At 72.3% G+C, this 20655-nt stretch carries 21 protein-coding genes and 1 tRNA gene; 3 read left to right on the plus strand and 19 right to left on the minus strand.

The genetic code is table 11. The annotated features are described in order from the left end of the window. Positions 1-8: 8 nt before the first annotated feature. From yajC to pgsA, 12 genes are all read right to left on the minus strand, one after another. Complete coding sequence (gene yajC / locus ACIGG8_RS23405) at positions 9-416, minus strand: preprotein translocase subunit YajC (protein WP_350521267.1); 408 nt, start codon at positions 414-416, stop codon at positions 9-11. A gap of 261 nt (positions 417-677) precedes the next feature. Then, positions 678-1748, minus strand: a complete 1071-nt coding sequence (gene ruvB / locus ACIGG8_RS23410) for a Holliday junction branch migration DNA helicase RuvB (RefSeq protein WP_350521305.1) — start codon at positions 1746-1748, stop codon at positions 678-680. Positions 1749-1803: 55 nt separating this feature from the next. Continuing rightward, on the minus strand, positions 1804-2415 hold the full coding sequence (ruvA, locus tag ACIGG8_RS23415; RefSeq protein WP_396550446.1) for a Holliday junction branch migration protein RuvA: 612 nt from the start codon (positions 2413-2415) through the stop codon (positions 1804-1806). Next, positions 2412-2963, minus strand: coding sequence for a crossover junction endodeoxyribonuclease RuvC (gene ruvC, locus ACIGG8_RS23420; protein ID WP_350521306.1), 552 nt, complete (start codon positions 2961-2963; stop codon positions 2412-2414). The genes ruvA and ruvC overlap by 4 nt, the downstream gene beginning before the upstream one ends. A gap of 143 nt (positions 2964-3106) precedes the next feature. Continuing rightward, on the minus strand, positions 3107-3865 hold the full coding sequence (locus ACIGG8_RS23425; RefSeq protein WP_350521269.1) for a YebC/PmpR family DNA-binding transcriptional regulator: 759 nt from the start codon (positions 3863-3865) through the stop codon (positions 3107-3109). Between the two features lie 112 nt (positions 3866-3977). Next, complete coding sequence (gene pdxT / locus ACIGG8_RS23430; RefSeq protein WP_350521270.1) at positions 3978-4601, minus strand: pyridoxal 5'-phosphate synthase glutaminase subunit PdxT; 624 nt, start codon at positions 4599-4601, stop codon at positions 3978-3980. A 103-nt stretch (positions 4602-4704) separates the two neighbouring features. Next, positions 4705-5616, minus strand: coding sequence for a pyridoxal 5'-phosphate synthase lyase subunit PdxS (pdxS, locus tag ACIGG8_RS23435; protein WP_350521271.1), 912 nt, complete (start codon positions 5614-5616; stop codon positions 4705-4707). A 128-nt stretch (positions 5617-5744) separates the two neighbouring features. After that, complete coding sequence (locus ACIGG8_RS23440) at positions 5745-6290, minus strand: hypothetical protein (protein WP_257032868.1); 546 nt, start codon at positions 6288-6290, stop codon at positions 5745-5747. A 43-nt stretch (positions 6291-6333) separates the two neighbouring features. Then, complete coding sequence (locus ACIGG8_RS23445) at positions 6334-6702, minus strand: 5-carboxymethyl-2-hydroxymuconate Delta-isomerase (protein WP_396550449.1); 369 nt, start codon at positions 6700-6702, stop codon at positions 6334-6336. A gap of 99 nt (positions 6703-6801) precedes the next feature. Next, positions 6802-7986: a glycosyltransferase family 4 protein gene (locus ACIGG8_RS23450; RefSeq protein ID WP_396550451.1), complete on the minus strand. Its 1185-nt coding sequence runs from the start codon at positions 7984-7986 to the stop codon at positions 6802-6804. A gap of 40 nt (positions 7987-8026) precedes the next feature. Next, complete coding sequence (locus ACIGG8_RS23455) at positions 8027-9004, minus strand: phosphatidylinositol mannoside acyltransferase (RefSeq protein WP_396550453.1); 978 nt, start codon at positions 9002-9004, stop codon at positions 8027-8029. A 16-nt stretch (positions 9005-9020) separates the two neighbouring features. After that, a complete protein-coding gene (gene pgsA / locus ACIGG8_RS23460; protein ID WP_350521275.1) occupies positions 9021-9668 on the minus strand; it encodes a phosphatidylinositol phosphate synthase in 648 nt (215 codons plus the stop codon). 255 nt (positions 9669-9923) lie between these two features. Here pgsA and ACIGG8_RS23465 point away from each other — a divergent pair, with 255 nt between their 5' ends. Next, positions 9924-11972 (plus strand): elongation factor G-like protein EF-G2, encoded by a 2049-nt coding sequence (locus ACIGG8_RS23465; RefSeq protein WP_396550455.1) that lies wholly within the window; start codon positions 9924-9926, stop codon positions 11970-11972. 105 nt (positions 11973-12077) lie between these two features. On the opposite strand, the gene ACIGG8_RS23470 is transcribed toward ACIGG8_RS23465, so the two are convergent. After that, positions 12078-12503 carry a thiol-disulfide oxidoreductase DCC family protein gene (locus ACIGG8_RS23470; RefSeq protein ID WP_396550457.1) on the minus strand — a complete coding sequence of 142 codons (426 nt, stop codon included), beginning with the start codon at positions 12501-12503 and terminating at the stop codon, positions 12078-12080. Positions 12504-12708: 205 nt separating this feature from the next. Here ACIGG8_RS23470 and ACIGG8_RS23475 point away from each other — a divergent pair, with 205 nt between their 5' ends. Further along, positions 12709-14355, plus strand: a complete 1647-nt coding sequence (locus ACIGG8_RS23475; protein ID WP_350521278.1) for a hypothetical protein — start codon at positions 12709-12711, stop codon at positions 14353-14355. A 73-nt stretch (positions 14356-14428) separates the two neighbouring features. Here the strand turns inward: ACIGG8_RS23475 and ACIGG8_RS23480 are convergent, their stop codons facing one another. From ACIGG8_RS23480 to ACIGG8_RS23495, 4 genes are all read right to left on the minus strand, one after another. Further along, the gene (locus ACIGG8_RS23480; RefSeq protein ID WP_097238679.1) at positions 14429-14989 is read right to left on the minus strand and encodes an HIT domain-containing protein; all 561 of its coding nucleotides are present in this window, start codon (positions 14987-14989) and stop codon (positions 14429-14431) included. Between the two features lie 81 nt (positions 14990-15070). Further along, a complete protein-coding gene (gene thrS / locus ACIGG8_RS23485; RefSeq protein WP_396550460.1) occupies positions 15071-17050 on the minus strand; it encodes a threonine--tRNA ligase in 1980 nt (659 codons plus the stop codon). Between the two features lie 88 nt (positions 17051-17138). Beyond that, positions 17139-18296 carry a hypothetical protein gene (locus ACIGG8_RS23490; protein ID WP_396550462.1) on the minus strand — a complete coding sequence of 386 codons (1158 nt, stop codon included), beginning with the start codon at positions 18294-18296 and terminating at the stop codon, positions 17139-17141. 32 nt (positions 18297-18328) lie between these two features. Beyond that, complete coding sequence (locus tag ACIGG8_RS23495) at positions 18329-18883, minus strand: DUF4365 domain-containing protein (protein ID WP_350521281.1); 555 nt, start codon at positions 18881-18883, stop codon at positions 18329-18331. Between the two features lie 169 nt (positions 18884-19052). Between ACIGG8_RS23495 and ACIGG8_RS23500 the strand changes: the two genes are divergently transcribed. Continuing rightward, positions 19053-19820 carry an exonuclease domain-containing protein gene (locus ACIGG8_RS23500; RefSeq protein WP_350521282.1) on the plus strand — a complete coding sequence of 256 codons (768 nt, stop codon included), beginning with the start codon at positions 19053-19055 and terminating at the stop codon, positions 19818-19820. A gap of 79 nt (positions 19821-19899) precedes the next feature. On the opposite strand, the gene ACIGG8_RS23505 is transcribed toward ACIGG8_RS23500, so the two are convergent. Both ACIGG8_RS23505 and ACIGG8_RS23510 read right to left on the minus strand, forming a co-directional pair. Further along, a tRNA-Val gene (locus tag ACIGG8_RS23505) sits at positions 19900-19971 on the minus strand. Positions 19972-20049: 78 nt separating this feature from the next. Continuing rightward, the gene (locus ACIGG8_RS23510; RefSeq protein ID WP_396550464.1) at positions 20050-20508 is read right to left on the minus strand and encodes a TIGR02611 family protein; all 459 of its coding nucleotides are present in this window, start codon (positions 20506-20508) and stop codon (positions 20050-20052) included. Positions 20509-20655 lie beyond the last annotated feature (147 nt).

Genomic DNA, 20655 nt, shown 5'->3' on the forward strand with positions numbered 1-20655 from the left:
CGGCCGTACTACTTGCTCGCGGGAGCCCCGCCCTCGACGTCGCTCTTCTCGTCGCCGTCCTTGGTGAGCGACAGCGGCTTGTCCTCGACCGGCTCGGCGTCGGCGTCCTCGGCCTCCGGCTCGGCGAGCTCGTCGTCGGCGGGGCGGCCGTTGATGATCGCGTCGTACTCCTGGGGGTCCAGGACGGCCGCGATCGCGCTCTTGGTGAAGTGGGTGAACACGCCGGGCGCGATCTCCAGCTCGACGGTCTCCTCGTTGACCGCCTTCACCTGGGCGTACAGACCGCCGATGGTGCGAACACCCGCCCCGGGCTCCAGAGCGGTCTGCATCTGCTGCTGCTGCTGCTGGCGCTTCTTCTGCGACCGGAACATGAGCACGATCGCGATGATCGGGAGGAGAAGGATGATGAGGTTCACTGCAGCCAGGGTCCTTTACGGGCCGCCGGCCGGCGGCCTGTGTGGTAATGGATCGGCCCGTCGGGTGAGAGGGGCGGTCCGGCGGAGTCTATGCAACCCCGAATCGATCGGACAACGCCAAGCATCGCATCCTGCCGCCGAAAGTGGCGACCCTCCGCCTGCACAGTTTCCGCGGACCCCGTTCCGGGCTCCCCCTTGCCGCGTCCCGGCCGCACCCGCCGGGAACGCACCGCCCCGGCTCACCCGTTCAGCCGATGACGGTCAACTCCCGTCGGCCGGGAACAGCTCCGACTGGGGCGGGACACCGCCGCGAGTGGTCTGAACCGGCGGGGTCAGACCGAGGTGCTGCCAGGCCGCGGCGGTGGCGATCCGCCCGCGCGGGGTCCGGGCGAGCAGGCCCTCGCGGACCAGGAACGGCTCGGCGACCTCCTCGACCGTCTCCGACTCCTCGCCCACCGCGACCGCGAGTGTCGACAAACCGACCGGACCGCCGCCGAACAGCCGCAGCAGCGCGTCCAGCACCGCGCGGTCCAGCCGGTCCAGGCCACGGGCGTCCACCTCGTAGACGTCCAGCGCCTGAGCGGCGATCCCCGCGGTGACCACCCCGTCGTGCCGGACCTGCGCGTAGTCGCGCACCCGCCGCAGCAGCCGGTTGGCGATGCGCGGGGTGCCGCGCGAGCGCCCGGCGATCTCGGCGGCGCCGGCCGGGTCTATCTCCACGTCCAGCAGCGTGGCCGACCGGTGCACCACCCGCTGCAGCTCGGCCGGGGCGTAGAACTCCATGTGGCCGGTGAAGCCGAAGCGGTCGCGCAGCGGCGGCGGCAGCAGTCCGGCCCGGGTGGTGGCACCGACCAGCGTGAAGGGCGGCAGCTCCAGCGGGATGGCGGTGGCGCCCGGGCCCTTGCCGACGATCACGTCGACCCGGTAGTCCTCCATCGCCATGTAGAGCATCTCCTCGGCCGGCCGGGACATCCGGTGGATCTCGTCGAGGAAGAGCACCTCCCCCTCGGTGAGCGAGGAGAGGATCGCCGCGAGGTCCCCCGCGTGCTGGATGGCCGGGCCGGAGGTGATCCGGATCGGGGCGCCCAGCTCGGCCGCGATGATCATGGACAGGGTGGTCTTGCCCAGCCCGGGCGGACCGCTCAGCAGCACGTGGTCGGGCGCGCTGCCGCGCTTGCGGGCGGCCTGGAGCACCAGGGACAGCTGCTCGCGCACCCGCTCCTGGCCGATGAACTCGTCCAGCAGCTTGGGGCGCAGCGCCGCCTCCACCGCCTGGTCCTCACCGTCGGCGGCGGCCGTGACCAGCCGGTCGGCGGGTTCCGAGTCGTACATCGTCACGGGCTCCAGGTATTCCGAGGTCGACAAAGGGACAGATCGTCAGACGGACTCAGCGGGCGCGGTTGAGGCCGCGCAGCGCGAGCCGGAGCAGGGCGCCGACATCCGGCGTCTGCTGCGCCTCGGCCTCCGGGGCGACGGCCGCGACCGCCTCGTCCGCCTCGCGCGGGGCGTAGCCGAGGCCGGTCAGCGCGGAGTGCAGCTGCTCGCTCCACGGCGCCGGGCCGGCCGCGATCGGCTTCTGCGCGGGCACCGCGCCGTGCGGGGCGCCCAGTTTGTCCTTGTACTCCAGCATCAGCTTGGCGGCCTTCGCCTTGCCGATGCCCGGGACGGCGACCAGCGCCTTCTCGTCGCCGTTCGCGATCGCGACCCGCAGCGCGTCGGGGCTGTGCACGCCGAGGATCGCCTGCGCCAGCTTGGGGCCGACGCCCGGCGCGGCCTGGAGGATCTCGAAGACCGCCCGCTCGTCGTCGTCCGCGAAGCCGAACAGGGTCAGCGAGTCCTCCCGGACCACCAGCGAGGTCGCCAGCCGGGCCGGCTCGCCCAGTCGCAGACCGGCCAGGGTGTTCGGCGTGCACTGCACCGCCATGCCCACCCCGCCGACCTCGACCACCGCGAGACCGGAGGAGATGGCCGCCACGGGCCCTTGCACGAAGGCGATCACCGGATGCTGCCTTTCAGAGGAGTGGAGCGGGTCGTGGCGCGGGCGGCCCGGACGGCGGCCTCCAGGCGGTTGGTCGCGCCGCCCCGCCAGATGTGGCAGATGGCGAGCGCCAGCGCGTCGGCGGCGTCCGCGGGCTTGGGCGGGGCGTCCAGCCGCAGCAGGCGCTGCACCATGGCCGTGACCTGGGCCTTGTCGGCCCGGCCGGAGCCGGTGACGGCCGCCTTGACCTCGCTGGGGGTGTGCAGGGTGACGGGTATGCCGCGGCGCGTCGCGCAGAGCATGGCGACCGCGCTGGCCTGGGCCGTTCCCATCACGGTGCGCACGTTGTGCTGGGCGAAGACCCGCTCGACGGCGACCAGGTCGGGCCGGTGCTCGTCCAGCCAGGCCTCGATGCCCTCCTCGACCAGGAGCAGCCGCTGCCCGATCTCGGCCTCGGCGGGGGTGCGCACCACCCCGACCCCGGCCATCCGCAGCGGCCGGCCCGGCGCACCCTCGACCACGCCGACCCCGCACCTGGTCAGCCCCGGGTCCACACCCAGTACCCGCACCACCGGCCCCGCCTCCCGTCCTCGACCTGCGAAGGCTACCGTCCGGGTCCGACAACCCCGCCGACGACACCGGCCCGGCGGTCCTGGGACCACCGGGCCGGGCAGTGAGAACGATCACTCGCCGTCGATCGGGCGACGCCGTGTCACTCGGCGTCGAGCTCCGCACCGACCTCGTCGGAGATGTCGAAGTTGGCGAAGACGTTCTGCACGTCGTCGCTGTCCTCCAGCGCGTCGATCAGCTTGAGGATCTTGCGGGCGCCGTCGACGTCCAGCTCGACCTGCATGCTCGGGAGGAAGTTGGCCTCGGCCGAGTCGTAGTCGACGCCGGCGTCCACCAGCGCGGTGCGCACGGCGACCATCTTGGAGGCCTCGGAGACGATCTCGAACGAGTCGCCGAGGTCGTTGATCTCCTCGGGCTCCTGGTCGAGGACGACCTCGAAGAGCTTGTCCTCGTCCACGCCGTCGGCCTTGGGGACGATGACGACACCCTTGCGGGTGAACAGGTACGACACCGAGCCCGGGTCGGCCATCGAGCCGCCGTTGCGGGTCATCGCCACGCGCACGTCGGAGGCGGCGCGGTTGCGGTTGTCGGTGAGGCACTCGATCAGGACGGCGACACCGTTCGGGCCGTAGCCCTCGTACATGATGGTCTGGTAGTCGGCGCCGCCGGCCTCCAGACCGCCACCGCGCTTGACGGCGCGGTTGATGTTGTCGATCGGGACCGAGCTCTTCTTCGCCTTCTGGATGGCGTCGTAGAGGGTCGGGTTGCCCGCCGGGTCGGGACCGCCGGTGCGCGCCGCCACCTCGATGTTCTTGATCATCTTGGCGAAGAGCTTGCCGCGCTTGGCGTCGATCACGGCCTTCTTGTGCTTGGTGGTAGCCCACTTAGAGTGGCCGGACATCGCCAGCTCCTTTACGTCGCCAAATGGAAATGAAACAGATGAGATCTTACCGGTGTCGTCACCGGTGAGGCGCACACGGTCCGTGCGCGGCCGACACGCTCCCGGTGAGCGCTCAGCCCGCGGCGGCCGCGAGGTGCTCCTCGACCATCTTCACGAAGTACGCGTGCACCCGGTGGTCTCCGGTCAGCTCCGGGTGGAACGACGTGGCCAGCAGGTTGCCCTGGCGCACGGCCACGATCCGGCTGTCCGGGCCGTCCGCGGCGGGCAGTTCGGCCAGCACCTCGACGCCCGCGCCGACCGCCTCGACCCAGGGGGCGCGGATGAAGACGCCGTGCACCGGCGCGTCGTCCAGGCCCTTGAAGGCGATCCCGGACTCGAAGGACTCGTTCTGGCGGCCGAAGGCGTTGCGGCGCACCGTCATGTCGATGCCGCCGACGGTCTCCTGGTCCTCGCGGCCGTCCAGGATCTTGTCCGCCAGCATGATCATGCCCGCGCAGGTGCCGTACACCGGCATCCCGGCGGCCACCCGCTCGCGCACCGGGTCCATCACGCCGAACAGCAGCGCCAGCTTGGACATGGTGGTGGACTCCCCGCCGGGGATCACCAGCGCGTCGACCTCGGCCAGCTCCTCGGCACGGCGCACCGGACGGGCGAGCGCGTCGGCCTCGGCCAGCGCGACCAGGTGCTCGCGGACGTCGCCCTGCAGGGCGAGGACGCCGATGACTGGAGTGCTCACGGTCTTCAACCTCAATCGATCGTTGCTACGGAATGACGTGGCGCGGCCCGCCGCGGCGCCGAAGCGCTGCGGCGGGCCCGGGCCCTCGGAACCTGCGGGGCGACTACCAGCCGCGGTTGGCGTAGCGCTCGGTCTCCGGCAGGGTGTCGCAGTTGATGCCGACCATGGCCTCGCCCAGGTTGCGGGAGGCGTCCGCGATGATCTTCGGGTCGTCGAAGAAGGTGGTGGCCTTCACGATGGCGGCGGCACGCTTGGCCGGGTCGCCCGACTTGAAGATGCCGGAGCCGACGAAGACGCCCTCGGCGCCCAGCTGGCGCATCAGCGCGGCGTCGGCCGGGGTGGCCACGCCACCGGCGGAGAACAGCACGACCGGCAGCTTGCCGAGCTCGGCGACCTCCTTGACCAGCTCGTACGGGGCGCGCAGCTCCTTGGCGGCGGCGTACAGCTCGTTGTGGTCCAGGGCGCGCAGCTGGCCGATCTCGTTCTTGATCTGGCGCAGGTGGCGGACGGCCTCGACGACGTTGCCGGTGCCGGCCTCGCCCTTCGAGCGGATCATGGCCGCGCCCTCGGCGATGCGGCGCAGGGCCTCGCCCAGGTTGGTCGCACCGCAGACGAAGGGGGTGGTGAACGCCCACTTGTCCGAGTGGTTGATCTCGTCGGCCGGGGTCAGGACCTCGGACTCGTCGATGTAGTCGACACCCAGGGACTGCAGGACCTGGGCCTCGACGAAGTGCCCGATGCGGGACTTGGCCATCACCGGGATGGAGACCGCCTCGATGATCTCCTCGATCATGTTCGGGTCGGACATGCGGGCCACGCCGCCGTCCTTGCGGATGTCCGCCGGAACCCGCTCCAGCGCCATGACGGCCACCGCGCCGGCGTCCTCGGCGATCTTGGCCTGCTCGGCGTTGACCACGTCCATGATCACACCGCCCTTGAGCTGCTCGGCCATGCCCCGCTTGACCCGGGCGGTGCCGATCTGCGGCTGGTCTGCGGTGGTGGGGGTGGTGGACACGTGAGACCTCACTCGAAGATGAACCAGTGCTATCGCCCTATGGTAGGCGGACCGGGTGACGCCTCCATGTGCCACCCAGTCCAGCCGGGACGACGGGATACGACAATCGGGCCGTATCCGAGGACACCCTAAGCAGGCGCCCCCTCGGGCGTGAGGGCGGGCGGCGGAGCGTCGTCCATCTCGAAGGCCATCGGGAAGGGCGCCTTGCCCGCCAGCCGGAAGTACCGCACCAACCGGTGCTCACGCACCGCACGCGCCGCCCGCACCGCGTCGTTGTGGAACCGACGGGCCATCGGCACCCGCCGCACCGCGGCCGTCAGATCACGAACGGCGTCCTCGCCACCCGGCTCGGCCACCAGCGCCGCCACCTGCTCCGGCTCCTCCAGCACCGCCCGCAGCGCCAGGCTCAACTGACTCTCCGCCACCTCGCGCTGCTCGTCGTCGGCCTGCCGGGCCGCGTGCGCCGCGTCCAGCAGCAGCAGCGAGGCCGCCGGGTCCAGCAGCGAGGACGTCGCCAGCTCCATCGCCACCGAGGCCCGGCGGACCAGCTGCGCGTCCAGCGCCGCCCGCGCGGCGTCGATCCGGGCGTGCAGCCGGTCCAACCGGCCGGCCGTCCAACTCAGGTACATGCCGAAGAGCACCACGGCCACGCCGGCCCAGATCCAGGTAGTCACGGGCCGCTACGTTACCGGGTGTCACCGGCCGGCCCGACCGGCGTCAGCCGACCGCGACGACGTTGCGGTAGCACTCCCGATCGATGTCGGCGATGTTCACCGCGGTGAACAGCCGGCTCCCGGGCCGCGGCCGCACGAACCGGGCCACCAGCTCCAACACGCCCTCGCTCAGTGCCGCCTTCGCCTCCGGCGTCCGCCCCGGGAAGATCTGGAACTCCACGAACACCTGGACGTCCCCCGTCACCCCACTGGTGCCGACCACCAGCTCCTCGCTCTGCCGGAACACCGTCTTGCAGGACTCCGGCTTGGCGTCGATCGTCCGCTCCGTCAGCCGGTTGATCGCCAGGCCCAGCCCACGGCGGTCGAAGGTGCCGGCCAGGCCGGCCGAGTATTCCACGGAAATCTGCGGCATCGGTTTCCCCCATGCGGTGAAGCGGTACGGTCGCCCGACCCTAACCCCACCAACGGCCGGGCCGACCACGGCCCCGCCGCGGCGCGGGGCCGGCCCCGATCAGTCCCTGGCCAGCCCGAACCGGCCGCGCCGCCCGCTGCGCTCGTCCTCCTCGACCACCGCCGCGGCCCCCGCCGTCACCGTCTCGTACACCGCCAGGATGTCCGCGCCCACGGTCGACCAGTCGAAGCGCCGCACGTGCCGCGAAGCGGCCTTCCGCAACTCCTCCAGCCGGGCCGGATCGCCCAGCAGCCGCAGCGCCGTACGGGCCAGCGCGTCCGCGTCCTCCACCGGGAACAGCTCGCCGGCGTCCCCGCCGTCCAGTACCTGCTTGAACGCGTCCAGGTCGCTCGCCAGCACCGGCGCACCCGCCGACATCGCCTCGACCAGGATGATCCCGAAGCTCTCGCCACCGGTGTTCGGCGCCACGTACAGGTCCACGCTGCGCAGCAGCCGGGCCTTCTCCTCGTCGCTCACCATGCCGAGGAACTCCACCTGCCGGCGCACCTCGGGCGCCAGGCCGGCGACGGCGTCGTCCTCGTCGCCCTTGCCCGCCACCAGCAGCCGCACCCCCGGCCGCTCCGCCAGGATCCGCGGCAGCGCCGCCAGCAGCGTCGGCAGGCCCTTGCGCGGCTCGTTGATCCGGCCGATGAAGCCGATCGTGCCCGGCTCCCCCTTCGCCGCGTGGCCCATCCAGCGCTCGTCCGCCTCGGCGTCCGCGAAGAAGCCCACGTCCACGCCGTTCGGGATCACCACCGCGTCCCCGCCCAGGTGCTCGACCAGGGTCCGCCGGGCGTACTCCGACACCGCGATCCGGGCCCGCATCTTCTCCAGGCCCGGCTGCAGGATCGGCGAGGCCGCGATCATCGCCCGCGAGCGCGGGTTCGAGGTGTGGAAGGTCCCGACCATCGGCCCGGTCGCCGACCAGGCCGCCAGCATCGACAGGCTCGGCGAGGCCGGCTCGTGCACGTGCAGGATGTCGAAGCGACCGTCGTGCAGCCACCGCCGCACCCGCGCCGCCGACAGGATGCCGAAGCTCAGCCGCGCCACCGACCCGTTGTACGGCACCGCCACCGCCCGCCCGGCCGAGACCACGTACGGCGGCAGCGCCTCGTCGTCCTCGGCCGGCGCCAGCACCGAGACCTCGTGCCCCAGACGGATCAGGTGCTCGGCCAGGTCCCGGATGTGGAACTGCACCCCGCCGGGGACGTCCCAGTCGTACGGGCAGACGATGCCGATCTTCACGGGTTCCTCAAGCTCCTTCGGACAGTCGTACGGGCCGGGCTCAGGACCCGGAGGCCTCGGCCGCGGGCTCGGGGGCCTCGGCCGCGGGTGCCGCCTCCGCGCGCACCGCGGAGGACTCCTTCACCGTCTCACGGACCGGCAGGTCGGCCAGCCAGAACTTCTGCAGCATGTGCCAGTCCTGCGGGTACTCGCGGACGCCCCGCTCCCACACGGCCGCCATCGCCTGGGTCATCGCCCGCGTCCGCTCCTTGCGGTCGTCCCCCTCGGGGACCGTCACCTCGGGGTGGATCCGCGCCCGCAGCAGCGGACCGTCGTACCAGAGCGTCACCGGCAGCAGCGCCGCCCCGGTCCGCTGGCAGAGCGCCGCCGGACCGGCCGGCATCCGGGTCGCCTCGCCGAAGAACGACACCTCGATGCCCGCATCCGACAGGTCCCGGTCCCCCACCAGGCACACCAGCCGGCCCTCGCGCAGCCGCCGCGCCAGCGTGCCGATCACGTTCACCGAACCGCCGGTCAGCGCCAGGACCTCCATGCCCTGGCCCTCCCGGAACTCGACGAACCGGTCGAACAGCCGCTCCGGCTTCAACCGCTCCGCGACCGTCGTGAACGGGTAGCCCTGCTGCGCGACCCAGGTGCCCGCCAGGTCCCAGTTGCCCATGTGCGGCAGCGCTATCACCGCGCCCCGACCGGACTCCATCGCCTCCCGCAGGTGCTCGAAGCCCTCGACCTGCACGTCCCGGGCCACCCGCTCCGGGCTCCACACCGGCAGCCGGAACGACTCCATCCAGTACCGCAGGTACGAGCGCATCCCGGCCCGCGACAGCGACCGCACCGCGGCCTCGTCCAGCTCCGGACGGACCCGCCGGAGGTTCGCCTCCAGCTGCAACACCCGCTTGCCGCGCTTGCGCCAGGCGTAGTCCGCCAGCCGCTCGAACAGCCCGCGCGCCACCCGCTCCGGCAGGTGCTTCAGCAGCCCCCAGCCCAGCGCGTACGCCCAGTACACCAGTCGGTCCGTCACCGCAGGACGCCCCCCATCAGCTCCCGGCCGCCGCTCGGTCGGCCTCGAACGCCTCCCGGCGCACGGTCAGCATCCGCTGGAACACCGTCACCAGACTGCCCGCCGCCACCAGCCACAGCGCCACCGGCAGCAGCCACTCCACGTACGGCACACCGAACTCGTGCAGGCCCGCGATGCCGGCCGCCACCAGGCTGGCCACCAGCCGCTCGGCCCGCTCCACCAGCCCCGACACGTCACACGGCAGGCCCTGGCTCTCCGCCCGCGCCTTCGTGTACGACACCACCAGGCCGCTCGCCAGGCAGAAGATCGCCACGGCGCACAGCAGGTTGTTGTCACCCTTGCCCGCGTACCACATCGCCAGGCCTCCGAAGATCGCCGCGTCCGCGACCCGGTCGAGCGTGGAGTCGAGGAACGCCCCCCACTTCGTGCTCCGACCCAGCTGACGGGCCATGTTGCCGTCCACCAGGTCCGAGAAGATGAACAGCGTGATCGTGATGGTGCCCCAGAAGAACTCCCCACGCGGGAAGAACACCAGCGCACCGGTCACCGAACCGGCCGTACCGACCAGCGTCACGGTGTCCGGGCTCACGCCCAGCCGGATCAGGAACGCGGCGAACGGGGTCAGAACACGTGTGAAGAAGGCACGCGCGTATTTGTTGAGCATGGCCTTCCCAGCCGCTCCGATCTCCCAGATACCCGCCTGGCGCAACACGACACGGCAGACGGCCCGACGGATAAGCCCGTCCGGCGCACCCATCGTAGCCACGCCGGAGACGCGCTCCACCGCACGCACCGCCGCGCGACGCACCCACCACGGCACGCACACGCACGGTCACCGAGCGGCCGTACGACACGCGCCGCCGCGACACCCGGTCCTAGACTGCGATGGACAGCCTCGGCGCCACGGGAGGAGACCCCGATGCCCGACCGCAGCACGGCACGAGCCGGCCAGGCACCCGCCGTCACCGGCCCCCGGGACCTGCGCAACGTCGTCCTCATCGGCTCCAGCGGTGTGGGGAAGACCACCCTCGCCGAATCCCTCGCCCACGCCGCCGGCGCCACCGGCCGCGCCGGCCGCGTCACCGACGGCACGACCGTCTCCGACCACGAGGACATCGAGCACCAGCAGCAACGCTCCGTCCAGCTCTCGCTGCTGCCCCTCGAATGGAAGGGCGTCAAGATCAACCTGATCGACCCGCCCGGCCACCCCGACTTCGCCGCCGACCTGCGCGCCGCGCTGCACGCCGCCGACGCCGCGGTCTTCGTCGTCTCCGCCACCGACCCCGTCACCGCACCCACCCGCGCCCTGTGGCGCGAGTGCGCCGCCGAGGGGATCCCCCGGGCCATCGCCGTCGCCAAGCTCGACCTCGCCCGCACCGGCTTCGACGAGATCCTCACCGCGTGCCACGACGCCTTCGGGCTGGGCCCGGACACCCTGCGCCCGCTCTTCCTCCCCGTCCTCCACGACGGCCGGCCCGACGGCAGCGTCGACCTCCTCACCGGCGACACCTACGGCGACGCCACCCCGCTCCCCGACACCGGCCCCGCCCACGACAGCCTCGTCGAGGCCATCTCCGGCCAGGACGACACCCTCATGGAGCGCTACCTCTCCGGCGACACCCTCGACACCGACTCCCTCGAAGCCGGACTGCGCCGCGAGGTCCTCGACGGCACCCTCCACCCCGCCGTCCCCACCAGCGACAACGGCCTCGGTGCCGCCGAACTCCTCGACCTCGTCGTCCACGCCTTCCCGAACCCCACCGAACGCACCCGCCCCGGCCCGGACTGCGACCCCGACGCCCCCCTCGCCGCCCAGGTCGTCCGCGTCACCGGCGACGCCTACGTCGGCCGGATCAGCCTGCTGCGCCTGTACGCCGGCACCCTGCGCCCCGACACCAAGATCCACCTCGTCGGCCCGGCCCACGCCGCCGACCAGAACGGCGACGAACGCGTCACCGCCCTCACCAGCCCGTTCGGCAAGCTCCAGCGCCCCGTCCCGCACGCCGTCGCCGGAGACCTCGTCTGCGCCGCCAAGCTCACCAGCGCCCGCGCCGGCGACACCGTCCACGACCCCGGCCACCCCGTCGACCTCGACGGCTGGACCCTCCCCGAGCCCCTGCTGCCGATCGCCGTCGAAGCCCACAGCAAGGCCGACGACGACAAGCTCTCCCAGGCCCTCACCCGGCTCACCGCCGAGGACCCGGCCCTACGCCTCGAACAGAACCCCGACACCCACCAGCTCGTCCTCTGGTGCACCGGCGAGGCCCACGCCGACGTCGTCCTCGACCGCCTGCGCACCCGCCACGGCGTCCACGTCGACACCGTCGCCCCCAAGGTCGCCCTCCGCGAGACCTTCGGCACCGCGGCCGCCGGCCACGGCCGCCTGGTCAAACAGTCCGGCGGCCACGGCCAGTACGCCATCTGCGACCTCGAAGTCGAGCCCCTCCCGGCCGGATCCGGCTTCGAGTTCCAGGAACACGTCGTCGGCGGCGCCGTCCCCAAGCACTTCATCCCCTCCGTCGAGAAGGGCATCCGCGCCCAACTCACCAAGGGCGTCTCCACCGGGTACCCGCTCGTCGACGTCCGGGTCACCCTCACCGACGGCAAGGCCCACTCGGTCGACTCCTCCGACGCGTCCTTCCAGAACGCCGCCGCCCTCGCCCTGCGCGACGCCGCCGAGCACGCCGTCATCCGCCTGCTCGAACCCGTCGCCGCGGTCAGCATCCTGCTGCCCGACGACTACCTCGGCGCCGTCCTCGGCGACCTCTCCGCCCGCCGCGGCCGCGTCCTCGGCACCGAGACCGGCGGCACCGGCCTCACCCTGCTACGCGCCGAGGTCCCCGAACTCGAACTCGTCCGCTACCCCGTCGACCTGCGCTCCCTCACCCACGGCACCGCCGAGTTCTCCCGCGCCTACCTGCGCCACGAACCCATGCCCACCGCCCTGGCCGAGCGCTACACGGACTGACCACCGGCCGGCGCACCGGCCGAACGGCCCCACCACCGGGCGGACTTGCCGCCGGGCCGACTCACCACCGGCGGGCTCGCGACCGGACGGGCCCGCCGGACGGGCTCACGACCGGACGGCCCCGCGGTTCGGCAGCGCACACGCCGCCGTACCCCCCGGCATCCGGTGCCGGTTCCGCGCCACCCACCGGTACACCACACCCGCCACCGGCCGCACCGGCGCCGCCGTCAACACCGCGCCCAGGTACGCCCACGCGCCGCCGGAGCGCATCAGAAGCCGCGCAACCGCCTGCGCGCCCCCGTACACCCGCCCGCTCGGCGTCACCCACAGCACCTCGCGCTCCGCCCGCTCGGCCGACACCTCGCCCCGGCCGCCCGCGAGCCCGTCCAGCGCCGCCAGGTCCGCGAACTGGAACGCCACCGCCTCCCAGCCCCCCGAGGCCAGCGTCTGCCGCAGGTACCGCTCCGCCCACCGCACGCACGACGAACAGAACGCGCAGTCCCCGTCGAAGACCAGCACCGGATCCTTCACAACGGCTCCCCTTTCCTCGCCTCCACCACCATCCTCCTCCACCCCACTCCGGACCGCCCCGGCGGGTATCGATGCACCCGAACCCGGGCATCATGCCTCTCAGCCCCGGTACGGCTCGATCGTGACGGTACTTCAGACGATCATCCGCGCCCGGGGGCCGCGGCACGGTAACCTGCCGCTGACAAGGGGAGGAGGGGACGCCACCGTGACCACACTCGACATGACCCCGGGCGCGCAGATACCCCGGACCGACGCCGGCCCGCAGACCGCCGTCACCCAGGCGCTCTCCTCGGCCGCCTACCGCGACGGCGAGATCGGCGGCTTCGTCACGGCCGTCACCGACGCCAAGGAGAAGAAGGGCCGCTTCGCCCTCTTCCGCCCCAACCTCGGCGAGGCGTTCAGCAAGGCGCTGGTCTCCCGCGCCCTCGGCGGCGACCGCAAGCCCATCGTCCCGGCCTTCGGCGTCGACACCCGCCAGGTCGTCGAGCACTGCCTGGCCGCCGAGGAACTGCGCAACACCCGCGACCGCCACCTCACCACCGTCACCCTGGTCACCGGCGGACTCTTCCTCCCCGGCACCCTGGTCTGGCTCGCCGCCTTCCAGGTGCGCGCCTGGCTCAAACGGGACAACCCGAAGAACGCCGGCGTCTACGGCGGCATCACCCTCGCGCTGGCCGCCGCCCTCGCCGTCTTCCTCGTGCTGCGCCCGCCGGCCGCCGGCGTCCTCGGCATCTACCTGCGCATCACGATGCTCGCCCCGGTCATCGGCTGGTACCTCGCCCGCCGGATCGTCGAGCGTTCCGCCAAGGACCTGCGCGCCCGCTGGCAGTCCCTGGTCGAGGGCTCCGCCGTCGCCGCCACCGTCGCCAAGGCCGTCCCCCGCGACGACCTCGACAAGAAGGCCGTCGACCTGCGCGACAAGCTCGGCCGCCTGGACGCCGAGCAGGAGACCAACGTCCACCACTACGCCGGCCCCAAGGGCATCCTCGGCGCCGGCCGCCGCTGGGGCGAGTGGCGCCTCGCCGACACCCTCCACCCCGCCGAGGGCCACGTCGACTTCCGCGCCTTCCACCCCTGGGACCTGGTCCGCCGGATCTCCACCCACCTCAAGGGCCTCGGCATCAGCCACGTCGCCAACAGCGGCATGCCCAACGTCACCATCAAGCAGTGGGTGGTCTTCGACATCGGCGAGGGCGCCGACGAGATCAGCCGCCCCGGCAACGCCGACATGGACGGCGACCGGATGCGCGACTTCGCCGTGCAGAGCATCGCCGACAAGCAGACCTTCTCCGGCGGCCCCCGGCACTACCTCGCCACCCAGTTCATCACCCACGACGGCAAGCTCGTCCTCACCTTCACCATCACGGTGACCCTGCTCGCCAACGTGCTGACCATCTCGGTGGCCGGCTACGCGCTCGGCCCGGTCAAGGGCGTCTTCTTCGACAAGCCCAAGGACAAGGAGAAGACGGTCTCCAAGACGGTGAAGTTCTGGGAGGACCGCACCGTCAAGCTCCCCCTGATCGACAACGACGAGGTCGTCCGCCAGGCCGTCCGCGCCCCCTTCTACCGGATTCCCGGCCTGCTCGGCTGGCTCGGCGGCGGGCTGGGCCTGCCCGAACCGTTCGGCCTGCGGCACGTCTGGGCCGGCCGCGCCTGGGACAACCGCTCCATGGTCGACAACGCCATGAACGCCTCCGTCCCGGTGCTCAACGCGGTCCACACCGCCACGCTGGAGTTCCTGGAGGAGCACGACCTCGACGCCGACCGGTTCTTCAAGACCCGCACCTCGATCATCAAGTCCGAGGCGCAGAGCCCCCGGCCGTACGACGTCGACACCTTCAACGCCGGCTGAGCCCGGCCCACGACGGACGGAAGGGGCCCGCCACCGATCTCCTCGGTGGCGGGCCCCTTCCGCGTTCTCCGGATCAGCCCTGCGGCCAGACCTCGGCCAGCATCTTCCGGGTGTCCGCCAGCAGTTGCGGCAGCACCTTGGTGTGGCCGACCACCGGCATGAAGTTGGTGTCCCCGCCCCAGCGCGGCACCACGTGCTGGTGCAGGTGCGCCGCGATCCCGGCACCGGCCGCCGCGCCCTGGTTCATCCCGATGTTGAACCCGTGCGCCCCGGAGGCCGCCCGCAGCGCGGTCATCGCCTTCTTGGTGAAGTCCGCCAGCTCGGCCGTCTCCGCCTCGTCCAGGTCGGTGTAGTCGGCCACGTGCCGGTACGGGACCACCATCAGGTGCCCGCCGTTGTACGGGTACAGGTTCAGCACCGCGAAGACGGCGCTCCCCCGCGCGATGACCAGCCCGTCCTCGTCGCTCAGCGACGGGATCGAGCAGAACGGACAACCGTCGTCCGGAGCCGGGCCGGTGGGCTTGTTCTCACCCTGGATGTACGCCATCCGATGGGGGGTCCACAAGCGGCGGAAGCCGTCCGGCTCACCGACGCCCCGCTGCAGTTCCGGCTCAGTCGTCATGCTGATCAGCATATTCGCCCGACGGTGGATGCAAAGCCGCGCGGGGCAGACTCATCGAGAGCCTGCCCCGCGCGTGACGGTCGTGCTACCGGATCACACCTGGATGCGGTTCTTCACCGCATCCACGATCTCGGCGACCGCGTCCGCGACCGGGACGCCGTTCTTCTGCTCGCCGTTGCGGTAGCGGAAGGAGACGGCACCCGCCTCGACGTCGTCGTTGCCGGCGATCAGCATGAACGGAACCTTGGTCTTCTGAGCGTTCCGGATCTTCTTCTGCATGCGGTCGTCCGAGGTGTCCACCTCGACCCGGATCCCGTGCTTCTTGAGCTCGGCCGCGACCTCCAGCAGGTACGGCACGTGCTCGTCGGTGATCGGGATGCCGGTCACGGTGACCGGGGCCAGCCACGGCGGCATGGCGCCGGCGTAGTGCTCCAGCAGCACCGCGAAGAACCGCTCGATCGAGCCGAAGAGCGCGCGGTGGATCATGACCGGCCGCTGGCGCGAGCCGTCCGCCGCGGTGTATTCGAGGTCGAAGCGCTCCGGCAGGTTGAAGTCGAGCTGGATGGTCGACATCTGCCAGGTACGGCCGATGGCATCCTTCGCCTGCACCGAGATCTTCGGGCCGTAGAAGGCCGCGCCGCCCGGGTCCGGCACCAGCGGCAGGCCCTGCTTCTCGGCCACGCTCGCGAGGACGGCGGTGGCCTCCTCCCAGGTCTCGTCGCTGCCGACGTACTTCACCGGGTCCTTGGTCGACAGCTCCAGGTAGAAGTCGGTCAGACCGTAGTCGCGAAGGAGGTTGAGCACGAAGGTCAGCGTGGAGTCGAGTTCCTCCGCCATCTGCTCGCGGGTGCAGTAGATGTGCGCGTCGTCCTGCGTGAAGCCGCGGGCACGGGTGAGGCCGTGGACCACGCCGGACTTCTCGTAGCGGTACACCGTCCCGAACTCGAAGAGGCGCAGCGGCAGTTCACGGTACGAACGGCCGCGCGCGTCGAAGATCAGGTTGTGCATCGGGCAGTTCATCGGCTTGAGGTAGTAGTCCACGCCCTCGTCGAGCTGCATGGGCGGGTACATGCCGTCCGCGTACCAGTCGAGGTGGCCGCTCTTCTCGAAGAGCTTCCCCTTGGTGGCGTGCGGGGTGTAGACGAACTCGTAGCCCTCTTCCTCGTGCCGCTTGCGCGAGTAGTCCTCCATCGCCCGGCGGATGATGCCGCCCTTGGGGTGGAAGACGGCGAGGCCGGAGCCGATCTCCTCCGGGATGGAGAAGAGGTCGAGCTCGTTGCCGAGCTTGCGGTGGTCGCGCTTCTCGGCTTCGACCAGGAAGTCGAGGTGGGCCTTCAGCTCGTCCTTGGTCGGCCAGGCGGTGCCGTAGATGCGCTGCAGCATCGGGTTCTTCTCGCTGCCGCGCCAGTAGGCGGCCGCGTTGCGCATCAGCTTGAACGCCGGGATGTGCCGGGTGCTGGGCAGGTGCGGGCCGCGGCAGAGGTCGCCCCAGCACTGCTCGCCGCTCTTGGCGTCCAGGTTGTCGTAGATGGTGAGCTCGCCGGCGCCGACCTCGACGTCGGCGCCCTCGCCGGCGGTGGCGGCGGAGCCCTTGAGGCCGATCAGCTCCAGCTTGTACGGCTCGGCGGCCAGCTCCTCGCGGGCGGACTCGTCGGTGACCACGCGGCGGGAGAACTTCTGCCCGCGCTTGATGATCTCCTGCATCTTCTTCTCGATGGCCTTGAGGTCATCGGGGTGGAAGGGCTTCTCGACGTCGAAGTCGTAGTAGAAGCCGTCCTTGACCGGCGGGCCGATGCCGAGCTTGGCCTCGGGGTAGAGCTGCTGCACGGCCTGGGCCATCACGTGCGCGGTGGAGTGGCGCAGGATGTCGAGGCCGTCCTTGCTGCCGATCTCGACCGGCTCGACCTCGTCGCCGTCCTGGACGGCGTAGGCGAGGTCCTTGAGCTGGCCGGCGACGCGGGCGGCGATGATCGAGCGGTCGTCGGCGAAGAGCTCGGCGGCCGTGGTGCCCGTCGTCACCACGCGCTCTTCCCGATCGGGTTCGCGGCTGATGATTACCCGGACGTCCGTCACCGGTCTCTCCTGACGTACTGGATTTCAGAGGACGCAGCACAGCGCTGCGCGTGACGATGGTACCGAGAGCGCCGCCCCCGCCGTCCACCTACGCCCCTTCTCCCCCTCCGTCCGCCTTCTCCCCGAGCGACTTCAGCAGGCGCTCGCGGTCCCCTTCCTCCCAGCCGCACGGTTCCAGTCCGTGCGGGCGGGTCAGTCGGCGGAAACCGCCGTGCCGCTCCAGCCGGCCGGAGACCCGGACGGGCAGGCCCGCGAGGTGGGCCTCGGCGGCGAGCCGGTAGTCGGGGTCGGACAGCCGGAGCCTGAGTTCGCGGACCTCGGCGCCGGTGAGGACGCGCAGCCGTACCGAGCCGGGGCCGGCCGGGTCGGCGCGCTTGAGCCGGGTGACGACGCCGACGACGGTGACGGCGACGGCGGGCTCGATCCGTTCCAGCAGGTCGGCGGCCTCGGTCAGGGCGGGCAGGTCGCCGGGGGAGAAGTCGAGGTCGATCCGGCGGTCGCCGAAGCCGCCCGGCGTTCCGGCGGCGGGTGACCAGGCGACGGTGAGCCGGGCCGCCGTCGTGCCGCGGACGAGTTCCCCGACGGACTGGACGAGCTCCCGGCTGACCCCGGCCCGGACGGCGTTCTCGAAGGCCTCGGGCCCGCCGCTGACCCGGCGGTAGTCGACGGCGTCGCGCAGTGCCTCCAGGGCGCGCACCAGCGTGGTGACGGCGGCGCGGCCCTCGGGGGCGGGGGTGTACGCGGTGAGGGCGGCACCGTGTTCGACCACCAGGACGCGGTCCAGGAAGTCCGCGGCGGGGCCGTCCAGCCGGGCGCCGAAGTAGGCGGCCCTGGCGCGGGCGGCCTTGGCCCCGGCGGCGAGCATCCCGCGGGCCGCCCGGCGGAGCCGCTCGGCGTCGTCCCAGGGGGTGGCCCCGGCGGGGCCGGGCGCTTCGCGGCGCCAGCGCAGTTCGTCGCCGGGGACGGCGAGGGCGAGCAGGATCGAGCGGGCCGAGGGGGTGCGGGAGCGGGAGAGTGCGGTGACGGCGTCGGTGAGGAGTTCGACGGCGTCGTCGAAGCCGTCCGCGGCCGGGACGAGGAGGCTGGTGCCGGGCTCGCCGTCGGGTGGGGTCCACCGGCCGTACCGGGCGGCCGGGCCACCGCGGCGGATCCAGCCGTGCCGGGCGAGCAGGGTGGTCAGCACCGCGGGGTCGAGGGTGGCCGGGTCGGGCAGGGGCGGCTCGCCCGGTCCGTGCGGCGGTGTCATGGGGTCGGCTCCTCGCTGCCGGGGCCGGGCGGTCACGGGCTGCCGCCCGCGCCGACCCGGGCCATGATGTCGCAGAGCGCGCGGTCGTCGAAGACCTTGTCGGTGGGCACCCGGACGTTGGTGCGCCGCTGTCCGGTGACGGGGTGGCCGGCCAGGTTGACCCAGTAGCAGCAGTGCCGCAGTTCCAGGGCGTCCGGGCGGGCCCGCAGCCAGTGGTCGACCCGGCTCGGCAGCAGCATCACGACCAGGATCCGGGGCACGGCGACCCGGGACCGGGCGAGCTTGCGCAGGTGGTCGTTGTCCAGGGTGAAGCTGAAGAAGCGCCCGGCCGGGTCGGGCGCGATCTGCTGGGTGGCCTTGAGCTGGATCTTGATGGTGACCTCGTCGTCCACCTGGTGCGCCCGGGAGCCGTGGTTGACCTGCCAGTCGATGCCGTTGTCCGGGAACGGCTGGGAGAGCGAGCAGCCGGCCGCGGCGGCGACCGCGTGCAGGTAGCCGACCTGCAGCGTCTCCATGCAGGCGGTGACCGCGAGGTTCCCCCGCAGGACGGCCGCCGCCTCCTCGGGCTGCGGCTGTGTCAGTGCCATCGCCCCGTGGCCTCCCCCGGCTGCGGGCCCGTCCGGCATTCGAACGGGCCGGTCGATTCGAACGGGACAGTCATGGGCAGGATCCCCGGTCCGGCCTGGGCCAAACGGGTTGAAGGTCCGTCAGAACCGGGTATCAACCGGGCGCGGAACGCACGCCTGAGGGGCAGTCATGCAGCAGCACTGGTACACCGGCCCACTCGCCTCCTTCGACACCGAGACCACCGGCGTGGACGTGGAGAACGACCGGATCGTCTCGGCCGCCCTGGTCGTCCAACTCGCCCCGGGCGCACCGGTGCGGACCACCACGTGGCTCGCCGACCCGGGCGTCCCGATCCCGGACGGCGCCCGCGCGGTGCACGGCATCACCGACGAGCACGTCCGGCTGCACGGCCGCCCGGCCCGCGCGGTGGTGGCGGAGGTCACCCGCGCGCTGGCGGCCGAGGCCCGGGCCGGGCACCCGGTGGTGGTGATGAACGCGCCGTACGACCTGACGCTGCTGGACCGCGAGTTGCGCCGCCATCACGGGCTGACGCTGGTCGGCGGCCTGGCGGCGGCCGGGCTGCTGGTGCTGGATCCACGGGTGCTGGACAAGCACGTGGACCGCTACCGCAAGGGCCGCCGGACGCTGACCGACCTGTGCGCGCACTACGGCGTGGAGCTGGCCGGGGCGCACGACGCGGCGGCGGACGCGACGGCGGCGCTGGGCCTGACCCGGTGCATAGGTGCCCGCTACCCGGCGGCGGTCGGCGGGCTGACCGCGGCGGAGCTGCACCTTCGGCAGGCGGTCTGGCACGCGGCGCAGGCGCGCGGGCTGCAGGGCTGGTTCGACCGCTCGGGGGTGGCGGAGCGGGTGGACCCGTCCTGGCCGTTGCGGCCGGCCCGGTGCGGCTGCGGGCGGCGGCTGGAGCCGGAGCACGGCTGCGAGGCGGCGGCGTAGCGGGCGGCCCGGCGCACCGGGCCCGGAACGCGCCGCAGGCCCTGACCGGTTTCCTGGTCAGGGCCTGCGTGCTGTCCGGTGGGCGATACTGGGATCGAACCAGTGACCCCTTCGGTGTGAACGAAGTGCTCTCCCGCTGAGCTAATCGCCCGGGTGCAGGGAAAACATTACCGCATCCCGGAGGGTGGTCCGAACACCCTCCCTGCTCCCCGCCCCGGACCCGGGCGGCTCACCTCCCGTCCAGCTGCCAGGGGACGACCGGGCCGTACCGGGCGAGGTACCAGCCGCCCGCCCCGACGACGGCGGCCAGCGCGACGGCGGTGATCGTCAGGTTGCGCCGGCGCACCCGCGGGTCCATGGCCCGGTGGGCCGCCTCGGCGACCTTGCGGCGGGTCCAGCGCAGGGCCAGCCGGGCCCAGACGAACTCGGTGGCCCAGATCCCCATGCCCAGGAAGATCACCACCCAGCCCGGCCCGGGCAGCGGCAGCAGCACCACGCCCAGCCCGACCACGGCCAGGCCGGCCAGGAAGATCGCCACCTGCCAGGCCCGGTGCAGCGCGCGGGAGCGGCGCACGAAGGCCGGGGCCAGGGAGCCGACCGCCCGGCCCCCGTCGGGGGGTCCGTCATCCGGCGTGATCGCTTCACCCGTTCTCGTGTTCCCGGCCGTCTTGTCGTTTCGCACAGTCATGCCAGGAAACTAACCAAGAAGTGCCTCGGTAATGCCGGGCCCGGCCACTCCGGGGCGATTCCGCAATGCGCCGTCAGGGGTACGACTCGCGCCCGAATCGGGACAGAGGGGTTTACATCGGTCTTGGGGGTGGGATGGTCCGTTCGC

This window comes from Kitasatospora sp. NPDC085464, from assembly GCF_044541955.1.
Lineage (GTDB): Bacteria > Actinomycetota > Actinomycetes > Streptomycetales > Streptomycetaceae > Kitasatospora.

What these genes read in the sequence shown, in the direction of transcription:
- ruvB (WP_350521305.1), bottom strand. Translation starts at nt 1,748, where the DNA reads ATGTACGACTCGGAACCCGCCGACCGGCTGGTCACGGCCGCCGCCGAC.
- ACIGG8_RS23490 (WP_396550462.1), bottom strand. Translation starts at nt 18,296, where the DNA reads ATGACACCGCCGCACGGACCGGGCGAGCCGCCCCTGCCCGACCCGGCC.
- ACIGG8_RS23500 (WP_350521282.1), top strand. Translation starts at nt 19,053, where the DNA reads ATGCAGCAGCACTGGTACACCGGCCCACTCGCCTCCTTCGACACCGAG.
- pgsA (WP_350521275.1), bottom strand. Translation starts at nt 9,668, where the DNA reads ATGCTCAACAAATACGCGCGTGCCTTCTTCACACGTGTTCTGACCCCG.
- ACIGG8_RS23445 (WP_396550449.1), bottom strand. Translation starts at nt 6,702, where the DNA reads ATGCCGCAGATTTCCGTGGAATACTCGGCCGGCCTGGCCGGCACCTTC.
- ACIGG8_RS23425 (WP_350521269.1), bottom strand. Translation starts at nt 3,865, where the DNA reads ATGTCCGGCCACTCTAAGTGGGCTACCACCAAGCACAAGAAGGCCGTG.
- ACIGG8_RS23495 (WP_350521281.1), bottom strand. Translation starts at nt 18,883, where the DNA reads ATGGCACTGACACAGCCGCAGCCCGAGGAGGCGGCGGCCGTCCTGCGG.
- ACIGG8_RS23510 (WP_396550464.1), bottom strand. Translation starts at nt 20,508, where the DNA reads ATGACTGTGCGAAACGACAAGACGGCCGGGAACACGAGAACGGGTGAA.
- ACIGG8_RS23465 (WP_396550455.1), top strand. Translation starts at nt 9,924, where the DNA reads ATGCCCGACCGCAGCACGGCACGAGCCGGCCAGGCACCCGCCGTCACC.
- ACIGG8_RS23480 (WP_097238679.1), bottom strand. Translation starts at nt 14,989, where the DNA reads ATGCTGATCAGCATGACGACTGAGCCGGAACTGCAGCGGGGCGTCGGT.